Origin of the sequence: Blastococcus sp. MG754426, assembly GCF_021699055.1 — a bacterium.
GTDB lineage: Bacteria > Actinomycetota > Actinomycetes > Mycobacteriales > Geodermatophilaceae > Blastococcus.
The window spans coordinates 1-16,367 of record NZ_SSXC01000037.1; the positions used below are offsets into that span (position 1 = coordinate 1).

Consider the following 16,367-nt stretch of genomic DNA (forward strand, 5'->3'; position numbering starts at 1 on the left):
GGAATGATCACCCCGAACGAGGCCGAGGAGGCCCACTACGCTGCCCTCATCCCGCAGGAGCAGCCCGTATGAGAGCGGCACGAAACCTGGGGCGCTTCAGTTGAACTGGTCGAAGGGTAAGGCGCCGACCACCAGCCACTTCGACATGCCCGGCGGCGGCCAGGGCCTCATCTGGGGCGTGAGCTTCGCGAAGGACTCCCGCCTGCGCAGCGAGCTGTACTTCGACAACGCCAGCGCTCAGCAGAACCAGGCGATGTTCGCCCGACTTCTGGACGTGCGCGAGCAGTTCGAAGCCGAGTACGGCGGACAGCTCCACTTCGATCCCTTGGAGGGAAAGAAGGCCTGCCGGATCGAGGATCAGACGGGGCCGGCCGCTGTCGACCAGCGCGAGAGCTGGCCCGCCTACCTCGACTGGATGGTTGAGACCCAGACGAGGCTTCGACGGGCCTTCGCGTGCGTAGGCGGCATCAGCTATGTCGTGGGCGGCTGAGTCGGTCGCTCGTGCGATGCGTGAGGTCGTTGTGACCCGATAGGGGGAGACGCCAGGCAGCATCCGGTGCGGTAACCGCTATGCCGCGGCGTCGTTGTTACGGTCCGCCGTGGTTCTGACCACGGGGGGATGCATGACCGCGTACGGCCGCGCTGCGCTGGAAGAACTCCGAGACGCCGTCCGGGAGGCCAAGGACGGCGACCCGCTCGCACCCGTGACGGTCCTCGTGCCCAACAACATCGCCGGCATCGTGGCCCGCCGCTTCCTCGCCCACGGCCTCGGCGACGGCCACTCCGGGGTCGCGGCCCTGTTCCCCACGACGATCGTGCGCCTCGCCGAGCAGCTCGCGACTCCAGCGCTGCACCCCCGCCGCCCCGCCACCACGGCAGTCGTCGCAGCGTCGTGGCGGGCCGCGCTCAGCAAGGAGCCCGGCGTCTTCGAGGCGGTCGCCGAACACCCCGCCACCGTCGAGGCCCTCGTCCGCGCCGGCCGGGAGCTGCGCGACCTCGACGACGCCGTCCTCGATGCCGTCGCCGGCGCCACCACCCTCGGCCCCGACCTCGTCCGCCTCCACCGCGACGTGCGGGCCGGCCTCTCCCCCGCCTGGTACGACGAGACCGACCTCCTGCACACCGCCACCCGCATCGCGCGCGAGCAGCCGGAACGGATGCGAGAGGTCGGCACCGTCGTCCTCTACCTGCCCCAGCAGCTCACCCAGGCCGAGGCCGACTTCGTCAATGCGGTCGCCACCGCGGGCACACTCCGGGTCGTCGCCGGCCGCACCGGCAGCGACAAGGCGGACGCCGCCGTCCTCCGGTCCCTCCACCGGGTGGGCGCCGACGCCGGCGACAGCGCACGTGAACCCACCGCCACCCGCGTCGTCACCGCCTCAGACGCCGACGACGAGGTCCGCTGCGTCGTCCGCGAGGTCGTCACCGCGCTGAAGACGACGAAGGCCCACCGCGTCGCCGTCCTCTACGCGAAGGGCAACCCCTACGCCCGTCTGCTGCACGAGCACCTGGGCGCGGCCGGCATCACCGTGAACGGGCCCGGCACCCGCCCGGTGCACGAGCGCGCCGTCGCCCGAGCCGTCCTCGAGCTGCTCGATCTGGCGACCAACGAGCTGTCCCGTAGCGACCTGTTCCGCGTGCTGGCCGCCGTACCGATGCGGACCGCCGACGGGCAGCGCATCCCCGTCTCGCGCTGGGAGCGGCTGTCGCGTGCGGCCGGCGTCGTCCAGGGCGACGACTGGGACACGAGGCTCCAGCACTACGCCGATGCCCACCGCGAGGAGCTGGCGGGGACCGACAGCGACGGACGGCGCGAGAAGCTGGCCGCCGACATCGACAACGCCGAGCGGCTGCGCGGCTTCGCCGTCCGCCTGCGTGCCGAGCTGCACCGCGGCGCAGGCCTGCTCAGCTGGGCGGAGCTCTCCGGCTGGGCGCTGGATCTCGTCCACTCGCTGATCGGCGAGGCCGAGGAGCTGACTGCCCTTCCCGTCGAAGAGCAGTACGCGGCCGGCGCCCTGGAGCAGTCACTCCGCGCGCTCGGCGCCCTCGATGCCCTCGGCGCCCCGGCCGGGCTCAGGAAGCTGCGCGAGACGCTGGCCAGCCAGCTCGAAGCCGCGCTCCCCCGCGTCGGCCGGTTCGGCGACGGCGTGCTCGTCGCCCCGGTTTCCGCGGCCATCGGGCTGGACGCCGACGTCGTCTTCGTCCTCGGCCTGGCCGAAGGGATGTACCCCGGCCGGCTGCGCGAGGACCCGCTGCTGCCGGAGCGCGCCCGCGAGGTGACCGGCGGCCAACTGCTCGGCTACCGGGAGCGGATCGACGCCGCCCACCGCCACCTGCTCGCTGCCTTCGCCGCCGCACCACGCGTCGTGGCGTCGTTCCCCCGCGGCGATCTGCGCACCAAGAGCCGGTACCTGCCCAGCCGCTGGCTGCTGCCCACCCTGCGGGAGCTCTCCGGCGACCCGGGCCTGACCGCCACCAAGTGGGAGACGGCCGCAGGCCACCTCACCACCTCCCCCTCCTTCGCCGGTTCCCTGGCCACGGCCCAGCAGCCGGCCAGCGAGCAGGAGTGGCGGACGCAGGCGGCACACGGCGGCCTGCAGCTGGACGACGCCGTCGTCGCCGCCGCGCACACCCTCAACGCGAGCCGCGAGAGCGACGCGTTCACCCGGTTCGACGGTGACCTCTCCGCTGTCCCCGACGGGCTCCCCGACTTCGCCGCCGGCGAGCGCGCCGTCTCCCCCACCGCGCTGGAGAAGTACGCCGGCTGCCCGCACTCCTACTTCATCGACCGGGTGCTGGGCATCCAGCCGATCGAGCAGCCCGAGGACGTCCTCACGATCAGCCCCGCCGACATCGGCACCCTGATGCACGAGTCGTTCGACCAGCTGGTCACCGAGTTCGCCGAGGACCTGCCCGGCCACGGCGAGCCCTGGACCGACGCACATCGCCACCGGCTGGCCGAGATCGCCGACGCCCGGGCCGCGGAAATGGCCGCCGACGGGCGCACCGGTCACCCGCGCCTGTGGCAGCAGGTGCTCGTCCGCATCCAGGCTGACCTGCAGGCGATGCTCGCCGCCGACGACGTGTGGCGCGCCGAGCAGCAGGCCCGCGTTCTCGCGAGCGAGCTGGCCTTCGGCATGAACGGTGCAGAACCGGTGGCCGTCCAGCTGCCCGACGGCGGCACCGTGCTCATGCGCGGCTCGGCCGACAAGGTCGACGAGACGGCCGATGGTCGGCTCGTGGTGACCGACATCAAGAGCGGCAGCGCCCGCTCGTTCGCCGGCCTCTGCGCCGACGACCCCGTCCTCGGCGGCACGAAGATGCAGCTGCCCGTGTACGCCCACGCGGCCCGGCAGGTCCTCGACCGGCCCGACGCCGAGGTCGAGGCCGCCTACTGGTTCGTGCGGCGGGACAAGGGGCGCATCGCCGTCCCGCTCACGCCCGAGGTGGAGCAGCGGTACGCGGAGACCCTGCAGGTGCTGGTCGCCGGCATCCGCACCGGCCTCTTCCCGGCCAGGCCGCCGGAGAAGGACGACTTCGCCTACGTCCAGTGCGCCTTCTGCAACCCCGACGGCATCGGCCACGGCAACGCCCGCGCCCGCTGGCTGCGCACCAAGACCGATCCGCGGCTGGCCGAGCTGGTCGCCCTCATCGAGCCGCTGCCCGCCGACGGAGGCCAGGCATGAACCTGAACGACGACGCCGCCCGCCGCGCGATCCGCGAGGACCTCGACCGCACCCTCTTCGTCGAGGCTGGTGCGGGGTCGGGCAAGACCACCTGCCTGGTCGACCGGATCACCGCGCTGGTCACCGAGGCGCGCGTCCCCATGCGGTCGGTCGCCGCGGTCACGTTCACCGAGAAGGCCGGCGCCGAGCTGCGCGACCGGCTGCGCTCGGCGCTGGAGCGCGACGACGGCGAGCTCGCCCAGCAGGCGCTCGACGACCTGGACGGCGCGGCGATCGGCACGCTGCACTCCTTCGCGCAGCGGATCCTCGGCGAGCACCCGATCGAAGCGGGCCTGCCGCCGCTGCTGGAGGTCGCCGATGAACTGAGCAGCTCGGTCGCCTTCGAGGAGCGGTGGGCCGAGCAGCGCACCCGGCTGCTGGACGACGACGCCATCGCGCATCCGCTGCTGCTGGCGATGTCGGCCGGCGTGACGCTGGACCACCTGCGCTCCCTGACCAAGTTGTTCAACGCCGACTGGGACCTGGTGTCCGAGCGGGTGCTCACCGACGAGCAGCTGCCGGTCCCCGAGCTGCGGGACCTCGACGACCTGGTGCGGATGGCGACCGAGCTGGCCGGCCGCACCGATGAGTGCACCGACGCCGCCGACAAGTTCCTCCCCGACCTCACCTCCTTCGGCGCGTGGGGCACCCGACTGGGTGCGGCGGTGGACGCGGCCCAACGGCTCGAGGTCCTGCGCGAGGCCGCCGAGCTGAAGCACCGGTACGGCCAGGCGAAGAACTGGGGCGGCAAGGCGGCCTTGGACGGGATCAAGGACGCCTGCAAGCAGCTGATCGTCGACGCCGACGCGGTCGTCAAGGACGTGCTGGAGACGACGCTGCGGCTGCTGTCGCGGTGGATCGCCGCGCGGGTCATCGACGCCGCCCAGGAGCGCAAGGCCGCCGGCCGCCTGGAGTTCCACGACCTGCTGGTCATCTCGCGCGACCTCCTGCGACACCAGCCCGCGGTGCGGGCGGCGCTGCACGACCGCTACTCGCACCTGCTGCTGGACGAGTTCCAAGACACCGACCCGATCCAGATCGAGCTGGCGGTGCGCATCGCGGGCGGCGCCGAGGCGAGCCAGGAGCAGTGGGAGGACGTCGTCGTCCCACCGGGGTCCCTGTTCGTCGTGGGTGACCCCAAGCAGTCGATCTACCGGTTCCGCAGGGCCGACATCGCGATGTACCTGCGGTCGCAGCGGGTGATCGGCACCGAGGTCAGCCTGACATCGAACTTCCGCACGACCGAGCCGATCCTCTCCTGGGTCAACGACGTCTTCGGCCGGCTGATCGTGGCGGAGCCGGACAGGCAGCCGGAGTACCGCGCCCTGGACGCGGTGCGTGAGCCGCTCGGGAACGCACCGTCCGTCGTGGCCCTGAGCGCGGAGGCGCACACCGACAAGCTTTCAGCGGCGGAACTCCGTGAGCTGGAGGCCGCGGACGTCGCCGGGGTGGTCCGCCGGGCGATCACCGAGGCCTGGCAGGTCTGCGACGACGAGACGAAGGAGTGGCGGCCGGCGCGGCTCGACGACATCGCCATCCTCGTGCCGGCGCGCACCTCCTTGCCGTTCCTGGAGGAGGCGCTCGACGACGCCGGCATCCCCTACCGCGCCGAGGCGAGCTCGCTCGTCTACGAGGCGCAGGAGGTCCGGGACCTGCTGGCCGCCGCCCGGGCGGTCGCCGACCCGAGCGACGGCCTGGCCCTGGTCACCGCGCTCCGCTCGCCGCTGTTCGGCTGCGGCGACGACGACCTCTGGACCTGGAAGCGCGACGGCGGGGTGCTCAACCTCCTGGCGCCGGTCGCCGACGACCGCCGCGACCACCCGGTGGCGCAGGCGTTGGCATACCTGCGGCGGCTGCACAACGACTCGCGCTGGCTGTCGCCCGCCGAGGTGCTGGCCGCCCTGGTGGCCGACCGCCGGATGCTCGAGGTGGCGGCGACCAGCCCGCGGGCGCGAGACCAGTGGCGGCGGCTGCGGTTCGTCGTCGACCAGGCGCGGGCGTGGTCGGAGTCGGAGCACGGCGGGCTGCGGGCCTACCTGGCGTGGGCGGAGTTGCACGGCCAGGAGAGCTCACGGGTGGTGGAGGCGTCGCTGCCGGAGACCGACGCCAGCGCGGTGAGGATCATGACTATCCACGCAGCGAAGGGGCTGGAGTTCCCGATCGTCGTGATGAGCGGCCTGACCGCGGGGCCGCGCAGCCCCTCGGGGGTCCGGGTGCTGTGGCCGGCGTCCGGCGGCTACGAGGTGTCCCTGCGCAAGGGCGTGACGACGGGTGACTTCGACGCCGCCCAGCCGGTCGATGAGCAGATGGACGAGCGCGAGCGCCGGCGGCTGCTGTACGTCGCGGCGACCCGGGCCCGGGACCACCTCGTGGTGTCGCTGCACCGCTCGGCGGTGTCGCGCACCGAGACGGCGGCCAAGTTGATCGCGGACGCGGGAGGTAGCGCGTCCGGCGCGGAGTCGTGGTCGGTGGCGGAGCTGGGCGACGGCTCGTCGGTCTTCGCCGAGCCCGTCGCGCCCCGGGTTCCGGAGGAGTACGGCGACTGGCTGGCGGAGCTGACCCGGGTGCGCTCGGCCAGCGGCGTCGCCTCGGCGGTCTCGGCATCGGGGCTCGAGGGGACGGAGCCTTCGGTCGCTTTCGGCGGCGGCGACACCGGCTCGGCGAAGGGCGCCCTCAACGTCGAACTGCCGGCCTGGTCGAAGGGCCGGTATGGGACGGCGATCGGCCGGGCGGTGCACGGGGTGCTGCAGCAGATCGACCTGGCCACCGGGAGCGGTCTGGACGACGCCGTGGCGGCGCAGTGCGTGGCCGAGGGTGTCGAGATGCACGCCGACGTCGTCACTGCGCTGGTGCGCTCGGCGCTGGAGTCGGAGATCGTGCAGCGGGCGGCCGCGAGGGAGCACTGGCGGGAGATGTACGTCGGAACGGTGCAGGACGACGGCACGGTGCTCGAGGGCTACGTCGACCTGGTCTATCGGGAGGACGACGGTTCCCTGGTGGTCATCGACTACAAGACCGACGCTATCCCGGCCGAGGCGGTCGCCGCCCGCGCCCAGTACTACGCGCCGCAGCTGCGCTCCTACGCGACGGTGCTCAGCGCTGCGACGGGCAACACCGCCGTCGACTTACGCCTGGCCTTCCTCAACCCCGTCGGCTCGGTGGTCGCCGGCCCTCCGTCCGGCTGAAATCCTCCGCCGTCCGCGTGAGTCCGAGGAGCCGGCAAGGGCGCCCATGGCCGATGGGGGTGCCACTCCGCTCACTTCCGACCCGATGGCATGACGCTCACCCGCTCCTGATTCATGGAGTCAGCCGCAGAAGGTAGGAACACCGCATGGGTGACAGCACGGGGGCCGACCGGATGCCGTTCGACGCCGAGCAGGGAGCGACCGCATCAGCTCCTCCGATCGGGATCGACGTCACCGCCACGAAGGTTCTGAGCTACGCGCTGGCCCACAACCGGGTGCCGGTGATCTCCCGCCTGGTGGTCACCAACAGAGGGCGACCCGTCGACGCCGCGATCGTCCGACTGTCGGTGTGCGACGCCGAGGGGGCGATCGGGACGCCCGTCGAACTGCTCGTGGACCTCGAGGAGGGAGCGACGGCGGTTCTCACCGACGTTCCCCTGCGCCTCGATCCCGCCGCCATGCTGCAGGTCGAGGAGCAGCGCCCCGGCACGGTGGACGTCGAAGTCGCCCAGGGTGAGCGCGTACTGGCTCGCAGAGCGGTTCCGGTCCAGGTTCTGGCCGCGCAGCAGTGGCTGGCCTCACCGCCGGCATTGGCTCTGGAGATGCTGGCGGCCCACGTCATGCCGAACCACCCGTCCGTCACTGCGCTCGTCAGCGAAGCGGCGGAGCTTCTCCGGTCGGCGACGGGCAGTTCAGCGGTGCAGGGTTACCAGTCGGGCGCCGAACGCGTCGACCAGATCGCCGACGCCCTCGCCGAAGCGATGCGGCGTCGTTCCATCCGCTACAGCGAACCGCCGGCGAGCTGGGCCGACAACGGACAGAAGGTCCGGACGCCGGGCGACGTCCTGGACGGCCGGATCGGTACCTGCCTCGACACTGTGGTGGTGCTCGCCGCAGCGCTCGAGCAGGCCGGCATCCGTCCGCTGCTGTGGGTGGTGGAGGGCCACGCGTTCCTCGGCTACTGGCGGGAGGAAGTGCCAGTCGAGAGCACGGTCTCGACCGAGGTGGCGTCGCTGGTCAATCTCGTCGACCTCGGACTGATCCGCCTGATCGAGACCACCATGCTGGTCGGCGACGACCAGAACTCGGCCGGCGACCTGCACCGGCAGCCGTATGCGAAATGGCTCGCCGGAGACCTGGATCGAGTCACCGGGGTCGTCGATGTCCACCGCGCCCGCCAGGATCAGATCCTGCCGCTGCCTGCCCGGACCAGGGACGCCGATGGCGCGATCAACGTCGTCGAGTACCGCCCTGCCGAGCACAGCGCTCCCCTCCGCTTCGTCCAGCCTTCAGATCGCCCTGCCGGTCCCGCTGACCGGCCGGACGTCCCCGCTCGCGTCCAGCAGTGGAAGAACGCCCTGCTCGACCTGAGCCTGCGCAACCGGCTGATCAACTACACCGACCGGTCCGGGTTGGCGCTGACGGTGCCGGACGCTTCCCTCGCTGCCTTAGAGGACATGGTCAACGAAGGGACGCCGATCAATCTGCTCCCCTCCGACCACATCGCCGAGATCCAGCGAGCTCGCGGCTTGCGGTCGGCGCGCGAGCTGCCCCAGGACCAGCTGACGGAAATCCTGCACAGCCGGCGCGCCGTCTTCGCGGACGTCACCGAGGCCGGCTACCTCACCCGCTTCCGCAACCTCGCGTACAAGGCGAAGACGATCGTCGAGGAAACCGGCGCCAACAACCTCTACTTGGCGCTGGGCAGCCTTGCCTGGGAGCTCGATGGTCGGCCACTCCGGTCGCCACTCGTCCTGGTCCCGGTGAACGTGGTCTCCGGCGCTCGCAACAGCGGATATCGGATGGTCCTCGACGAGTCCGGCACCAGCACGCCCAACTACTGCCTGCTGGAGAAGCTGCGCCAGCTCCACGGCCTTTCCGTGCCGGGTCTCGCAGAGCCGGCCGAGGACGGAGCCGGCATCGACCTCGACGCCGCGCTGCAGGCGATGCGGATAGCCCTCGCCGAGCGCGGGCTGCCCTATCGGGTCGAGCCAACGGCCGACCTGGCCATCCTGCAGTTCGCCAAGTTCCGCCTCTGGAAGGACCTGGACGAGCACTGGGCTGAGCTATCGACCAATGCGCTCGTCGCCCACCTGGTCAGCAAGCCCACCGAACCGTTCATCGACCCCGTCACGACGGGAGCCGACCACGCCGACCTCGACGACCTGGCCGCACGCTGCCCGGTCCCGGCCGACGCTTCCCAGCTGCGCGCCGTGGCCGAGGCCGCCGCCGGACGGACCTTCGTGCTCGAGGGCCCACCCGGCACCGGCAAGTCGCAGACGATCACCAACCTCCTGACCCGCGCCGTCGCCGACGGCAAGCGGGTGCTGTTCGTCGCGGAGAAGCGCGCGGCCCTCGATGTCGTCTATCGGCGGCTGGCCGCGGTCGGGATGAGCCCGTTCGCGCTCGACCTGCACGACAAGGGCAGCAAGCCGGCGGTCGTCCGGGCCCAGATCCGGCAGGCGCTGGATCACGCGGTCGCGGTGGACGACCAGGGGCTGGCCACCGACCAGGAGGACCTCCGGTCGGCCCGCCGGAGCTTGGACCGGTACACCCAGCGGCTGCACGAGACGAACGGGGCGGGGCTGTCGCTCTACACCGCTCGCACCGCCGTGCTGTCCGCAAGAACCGAAGTTGCGGCTCTCCCGGTCCCCACCACCTTCGTCGCCAGTACGTCTCCGGAGGCGGTCGCCGGTATCCGGCAGTTCCTGGCCGGCCTCCCGGACCTGACCGACCAGGCTCGCCCCCGTCCGGACCACCCGTGGGCGTTCGTCGACACCGCCGACGTGTCGGCCTCCGCCGTCCGGCAGGCGGCGATGGACCTGACGGAAGCGTTGGCGGTGCTGCCTCGCGAGGGCCGTCTCGCTCCCGTCGTCCGGGCAGCGCGGACGCCGACAGACCTGGACACACTCGCTCGACTCCTGTCGGGGCCGGCCGTGGGCCTGGCCGTCCTCGACGAGACCCGCTCGCCACGGTGGAGCGATGCCACGCGATCCGTGGCCCACGAGGTCTCGGCGTTCGTGGCCGCCACGCATCCCGGGCTGGACGCCGCCACCCCGGCGGCTCTCGACCTGCCCCTGGCCGACATCCACGCAGCCGCCACCGCCGCCGCGGCGTCGAGCTGGTTCGGCCGGAAGAAGCGACTGATCGCTGTCCGGGAGCAGCTCGCACCGGTCCTGCGGCCCGGGGCCGAGGTCGCGCCGAAGGCGGTGCCCGAGCTGACCGGGGCGCTGCTGCAGGTCCAGTCCGCAGTCCGCGCCATCGCCCAGCGGGCCGCCGGCGTCCCCGGACTCGCCGTGCCCCCGCAATGGAACCCGCTCACCGACGCCGGGCGGGACCTGCTGGATCGGCAGGTCGAGTGGCTACGCCACGCCGGCGCAGCCGTGGATGCCGCAGACGGCTTCCCCGGCATCCTCCGCTCCCTCCTCGCGGCCGGCCCGATCGTCGACGCTGACGCCGGCACAGCTGTGGAGCGCGCCCGAGACGCTCTCTCGCGCCTGCTGTCCGCATGTCGAACCCCGGAGGACCGGTTCGCCGCCTGGGCCGGCGCCGAGGGGGTGCTCACCCGCTGGGACGCCACCGCGGCAGAGCGAGCTATGGAGGTGCCCGAGCTGCCCTCGTTGCAGCGCTGGCTGGACCTCATCGCGGGTGTGGAGTCGTTGCGCGCCGTCGGCCTGGGCGAAGCGCGCGAGGTCATCCTGTCCGGCCGGCTCGAGGCCGATGATGCGGTGCGCGCATTCGATCGAGGACTCGCCGAGTCGTCGGTTCGCGAGCGCCGAGCGGCCACCGGCCTGGACGGCTTCCAGCCGGAGCGGCACGAGCGCGCCATCCACCGCTTCACGGCCGCTTCTCGCGCGGTGCGCGAACACCTGCGGTCGGCGGTGCCGGCCGGAGTGCTGCAGAGCCGACCCTTCGACCCGGCGACCGGGCTGGGTCAGGTCGGAGCACTGCAGCGGGAACTGGCGAAGCAGCGCCGCGGCCTAGGAGTTCGCGGCCTGCTGGCCACCTACGGCGAGTTGATCACCGCGGTGATCCCGTGCGTCTTGGTGAGCCCCGACTCGGTGGCGAGGTTCTTCCCCGCCGAAGCCGAACTATTCGACCTGGTCGTCTTCGACGAGGCGTCGCAGATCCGCGTGGCAGACGCCATCGGTGCACTAGGTCGCGCGAAAGCTGCCGTCGTCGTCGGGGACAGCAAGCAGATGCCCCCAACGACGTTCGCCGAGCCCGCATCCGGTACCGGCGACGACGAGGACGTCGAGAACTCCGCCGAGCCGGTCGTCGAGGACGAGGAGTCCATCCTCTCCGAGTGCGTCCAGGCACGGGTACCCCGGCAGTGGCTCTCCTGGCATTACCGCAGCCAGGACGAGTCGCTGATCGCCTTCAGCAACCGGCAGTACTATGAGAACCGCCTGTCGTCCTTCCCGGCACCGGTGCACGGCCGCGCGACGGCAGACCCTGACGGGCGTGGGATCTCCCTCGTCCGGGTCGACGGCACCTTCCAGCGGGCCGGAAGGGGTCAGTTGCTGCGCACGAACCCCGTCGAGGCCGAGGCAGTCGTCGCTGAGATTCGCCGCCGGTTCGCCGCCTCGCCCGACGACCTGCCGTCGCTCGGGGTCGTGACCTTCAACCAGCAGCAGCGCGCCTACATCGAGGCGCTGTTGCGCGATGCCGGAGACGAGCGACTCGTCGAGGCGCTCGACCGCACCGACGGCGAGGGTCTCTTCGTCAAGAACCTGGAGAACGTCCAGGGCGACGAGCGCGACGTGGTGTTCTTCTCCACGGGCTTCAGCGTCAACGAGCGCGGCGTGCTGCCGTTGAACTTCGGTCCCCTGAACCGCGCGGGAGGCGAGCGGCGGCTGAACGTCGCCGTCACCCGGGCGCGCCGGCAGGTCGTGGTCTTCTCGTCGTTCGACCCGGCCCAGCTGCGGGCGGAGGAGACCTCGTCGGTAGGAGTCAAGCACCTGCGGTCCTACCTCGACCTCGCCGCTCAGGGCACCGGCGTGCTCCCCCGTGACGGGCAGGCTCCCTCCGTACCCGATCGGCATCGGGAAGAGATCGCCGCCGGACTCCGGGCCCGTGGTCTCGCGGTGCGGACCGATGTCGGCCTCTCCGACTTCAAAATCGATCTGTCCGTCGCTCGGGCCGACTCGCCGGACCGTCCCCTGATGGCCGTCCTTCTCGACGGTCCGGCTTGGGCGGGTCGAGGCACCGTGGGCGACCGCGACGGGCTGCCGGTCGACGTCCTCGGGGGGATGCTCGGCTGGCCGGCGGTCGAGCGGGTGTGGTTGCCGTCCTGGCTCGCCGAGCCCGATGCGGTTCTCGATCGGCTGGTCGCCGCCCTGGACGCGCCCGCGCAGCAGCCGCCGCCCCGCGCAGCTGACGCCCCTCGGCCCGCCGCTGTGTCCTCGGACCCCGGACCGAGCGTTGCCGTCGAGGCGGCAGCGCCGTCGTCCACGGTGGAGACGGCTCCGGCTCCGAAGGCAGTGGCAGCCACCTTGGAGGGCGAGTCCGAGTTCGTGGCGTGGCAGCCCGACGCGACCGGTGATCGCAGCGTCCTCGACGAGTTGCCGGGCCGCCGCGCCGCCGAGAGGGTCCGGACGGTCCTCATTTCGGGCGTGGAGGCCGAGGGTCCGATTCACTTGGACCGCCTGGCGCGCCTGACTGCGTCGGCGTTCGGGCTCGGCCGGGTCGCCCAGGGGCGCAAGGACGCGATCGCCGCGGTCATCCCTGCGTCGCTGGTCGTGGGTGACTTCGTCTGGCCGGCCGACCTTCAACGAGGGACGTGGACGGGGTTCCGCCGTCACGCGAATGGCACCGATCGGCCGCTGGAGCACGTCGCTCCCGAGGAGATCGGCAACGCGATGGCGGCGCTCTGCCGCGCCGCGGCCGGCATGACCCAGGACGAACTGTTCGCTCAGACGCTGGAGGTGTTCGGCTTGCGCCGACGGACCCCCGCCCAGGTGGCGCTGCTCGAAGCGGCACTGGCACACGCCATGGCTTCTGGGCGTCTGACCATGCAGTCGACGGGCCTGGTGCTCCCCGGATGACCATGGGATTGGACAGGCACCAACTGTCGACCGAGGCTGGACTGGCTCCCGGGCTCTACGAGCACCTGGTCACCGATCGGCTGCTGCGGTCATTAGCGGAGGTTCCGCCGGAGCTTGTCGACCTCGGTGGACTCGACCCTGCCGATGCCCACGAGGCGTTGACCCGCCACATCACCGAACTGGCCAAGCGGGCGTTGCGCGCTGCCGGCGGCTCCGACGCCGCTGCCGTCGCCCGCCAGGTGGCGCTGGCCAATCGCATCGTCACGTTGATCAATGAGCTCTCTGCCGATGCTGGCGCCTTTGACGAGCCGGTCGCTGATCCGCCACGCACCCTGCTCGCGGTGGCGGCGCCGCGCACGGTGCCCGGCCCCACGTCATTTCCGGAACGACCGGCTACGCCGCTATCCACGAGCGCGCTCCTGGTCAACGGCCGCGGGCAGCCGCGCATCGGCTTCGAGGTGGCCCGGGAGCTCGCCTCCGCTAACGACGTCGACCTGCTATGCGCGTTCATCAAGTGGCAAGGTGTGCGGGTCCTCGAGAAGGCCCTGCTAGACCTGCAGGAGCGGGGCGGCCGACTCCGGGTCATCACGACGACCTACATGGGGGCGACCGACCAGCGCGCCCTGGACCGTCTCGTCGAACTGGGCGCCGACGTCAAGATCTCCTACGAGACGCGCACGACGCGGCTGCACGCCAAGGCCTGGCTCTTCCGCCGCGCGAGCGGCATGTCAACCGCCTACGTCGGCTCTTCGAACCTGTCGCGGACGGCGATGACCGACGGCCTGGAGTGGAACGTCCGCCTGTCCAGCGTCGAGCAGGGGCATCTGCTCGATACCTTCGCTGAGACCTTTGACAGCTACTGGGCGGATCCATCGTTCGAGACGTACGCGCCCGGGCGGGATGGCGACCGGCTGCGCGCAGCACTCAGCGCGGAGCGCGGGGGGCCAACGGACCTGCCGATCGAGATCACGTCGCTCGATGTTCGGCCGTTCGGCTACCAGCGCGAAATTCTCGACGAGCTGGAAGCCGAGCGCACTGTCCACAACCGGTGGCGCAACCTCGTGGTGATGGCGACGGGGACCGGGAAAACCGTGGTGTCCGCGCTGGACTACAAGCGCTTGCGAGCCGCGGGGACCGCCGACCGCATCCTCTTCGTCGCCCACCGGGAGGAGTTGCTGGCGCAGAGCCTGTCAACGTTCCGCCACGTGCTGCGGCAGGGTGACTTCGGTGAGCTGTACGTCGGTGGCCAGCGCCCCCGGGAGTGGCGCCATGTCTTCGGATCGGTGCAGTCGCTGTCCCAGCTCGACTTGGCGGAACTCGATCCGGCGCATTTCGACCTAGTGGTCGTCGACGAGTTTCACCATGCGATGGCCGCCACCTACCGACGCCTTCTCGAGCACCTCACGCCCAAGGTCCTCGTCGGACTCACCGCGACGCCCGAACGGACGGACGGCGCCGATGTGCGGGAATGGTTCGACGGCCGCACCGCAGTCGAGTTGCGGCTATGGGAAGCGCTGGAGCAAGGGCTGTTGGCGCCGTTCCAGTACTTCGGCATCCACGACGACGTCGCCCTAGAACAGGTGCGATGGAGGCGCGGACGCGGCTATGACACAGCTGAGCTGACCAATATCTACACCGGCGATGACGTCCGGGTACGGCTCATTCTCCAAGCGATCCGGGACAAGGTCGACGACCCGGGCAGGATGCGGGCCCTCGGCTTCTGCGTGAGCATCCAGCACGCTGATTTCATGGCGCGCCGCTTCACCGACGCGGGCATCCCCAGCCTCGCTGTCACCTCGGGAACCTCCCGTGAGGACCGCGCAGCGGCACTCATCGCACTGCGCGATCGCACAGTCAACGTGCTGTTCACGGTCGACCTGTTCAACGAGGGGCTCGACGTGCCGGCCGTCGACACCGTCTTGTTCCTCCGGCCGACGGAGAGCGCCACCGTCTTTCTCCAGCAGCTCGGGCGCGGCTTGCGGTTGTCCGAGGACAAGTCGTGCCTGACGGTTCTCGACTTCATCGGGGCGCAGCACCAGGAGTTTCGCTTCGACCTTCGGTTCCGCGCTCTCACCGGCAGCTCACGGCGAGGCTTGCAACGAGACGTTGAGCAGGGGTTTCCGCTCCTCCCGGCCGGCTGCCACATCGAGCTCGACCGGGTGGCGCAGCAGCTCGTACTGGACAACATCAAGTCGTCACTGACCGTGTCTTGGAAGGGGCTCGCCGCCGAGGCTCGTCGTCTCCAGCGCCCGACCCTCGTGGGGTTCCTCGAAGAGTCCGGCGTGGATCTCGAAGACCTGTATCGCGGCAGTGGTCGCAGTTGGCTGGACCTACAACGAGCTGCCGGGTGGGTGGAGGACCGGCCGGGACCCGACGACGCCACTCTGGGTGGAGCGCTCGGCCGCATGCTGCACGCGGACGACGTCGAACGGTTGCAGTTCTTCCGGTCGGTCACCGAGGGGAAGTTCAAGCTCGACGACCGGACCCGCCGTCTCGCAGCGATGCTGCACTTCTCCCTTTTCGGCAACCGGACGCCTTTCAGCAGCATCGAAGCCAGCCTGGAACGGCTGCTGGCTCACCCGGGACGCGCGGCCGAGCTCCGTGAGCTGAGCGGTGTGCTGCACGACCGTATTCACCGCGTCGCGCCGGCGCTGGAGATCGCCGGCCCCCGGCCGCTGCACGTCCATGCGCGGTACAGCCGAGACGAGGCCCTGGCTGCGTTCGGGATGGAGAACCTCAACGGCACCTTTGGTTCGGGAGTGCGGTGGGTCCCGGACGATCGAGCCGACGTCTTCTTCGTGACGCTGTTAAAGTCAGAGGCGCACTTTTCCCCCACGACCATGTACGCCGACCACGCCATCTCCCCGACGCTTTTTCAGTGGGAGTCACAGAACAACACGGCCGAGCGGTCCGCAACCGGCCAGCGGTACATCAACCACCGCGAGCTGGGCACCTCTGTGCACTTGTTCGTCCGCGAGACGAAGACGTCGGACGGAACGCTGGGCACGCCGCCCTACCTGTACGCCGGCCCGATGACATACCTGTCTCACACCGGCGAGCGACCGATGCGGATCCTCTGGCAGCTCCACCACGCCCTTCCTGCGGACGTCTTCCACGCGGCCAAGGTCGCCTGACGAGACCAGGATCTATCTCCTCCAGTCGTCGCGTGTCGGGGCTGCCTTAGCGGGGTCTGCCGGCGCCCGCCCCGGACCTCGGCATCTACGGCGTGCGCGTGGTGGATGCCGGCCGCACTGGGGCACACGGTGCCTAACGGCGCCGTGACCCGGCTGATGCAAGGCTCCGCCCTGGCGGCGACAGCTGGAGGGGTTCGCGGACGCGTGCCTTCGGCATCAGGCGCCGTCGCCTACTCAGGGACGCACGCCTCCTGCGGACCGCTCCATTGCCAACCG

Annotated in this window: 5 protein-coding genes; all 5 read left to right on the forward strand. The window is 71.1% G+C overall.

Features of this window, described 5'->3' with window-relative positions; all coding sequences use genetic code 11:
- Positions 1-100: 100 nt before the first annotated feature.
- The 5 genes from E9549_RS13175 (at position 101) to E9549_RS13195 (ending at position 16,091) form a co-directional block, all read left to right on the forward strand.
- Entirely contained in the window at positions 101-490 is a 390-nt protein-coding gene (locus E9549_RS13175) for a DUF4268 domain-containing protein (protein WP_236826999.1), read from the forward strand.
- Positions 491-623: 133 nt separating this feature from the next.
- Complete coding sequence (locus tag E9549_RS13180; RefSeq protein ID WP_236827000.1) at positions 624-3,686, forward strand: PD-(D/E)XK nuclease family protein; 3,063 nt, start codon at positions 624-626, stop codon at positions 3,684-3,686.
- On the forward strand, positions 3,683-6,910 hold the full coding sequence (locus E9549_RS13185) for an exodeoxyribonuclease V subunit beta (RefSeq protein WP_236827001.1): 3,228 nt from the start codon (positions 3,683-3,685) through the stop codon (positions 6,908-6,910). The genes E9549_RS13180 and E9549_RS13185 overlap by 4 nt, the downstream gene beginning before the upstream one ends.
- Before the next feature lie 146 nt (positions 6,911-7,056).
- The gene (locus E9549_RS13190) at positions 7,057-12,957 is read left to right on the forward strand and encodes a DUF4011 domain-containing protein (RefSeq protein ID WP_236827002.1); all 5,901 of its coding nucleotides are present in this window, start codon (positions 7,057-7,059) and stop codon (positions 12,955-12,957) included.
- Positions 12,954-16,091 carry a DUF3427 domain-containing protein gene (locus E9549_RS13195; RefSeq protein ID WP_236827003.1) on the forward strand — a complete coding sequence of 1,046 codons (3,138 nt, stop codon included), beginning with the start codon at positions 12,954-12,956 and terminating at the stop codon, positions 16,089-16,091. Before E9549_RS13190 ends, E9549_RS13195 begins: the two co-directional genes overlap by 4 nt.
- Positions 16,092-16,367 lie beyond the last annotated feature (276 nt).

Coding starts and splice junctions, on each gene's coding strand:
- E9549_RS13180 (WP_236827000.1), top strand. CDS start 624: ATGACCGCGTACGGCCGCGCTGCGCTGGAAGAACTCCGAGACGCCGTC.
- E9549_RS13185 (WP_236827001.1), top strand. CDS start 3,683: ATGAACCTGAACGACGACGCCGCCCGCCGCGCGATCCGCGAGGACCTC.
- E9549_RS13190 (WP_236827002.1), top strand. CDS start 7,057: ATGGGTGACAGCACGGGGGCCGACCGGATGCCGTTCGACGCCGAGCAG.
- E9549_RS13195 (WP_236827003.1), top strand. CDS start 12,954: ATGACCATGGGATTGGACAGGCACCAACTGTCGACCGAGGCTGGACTG.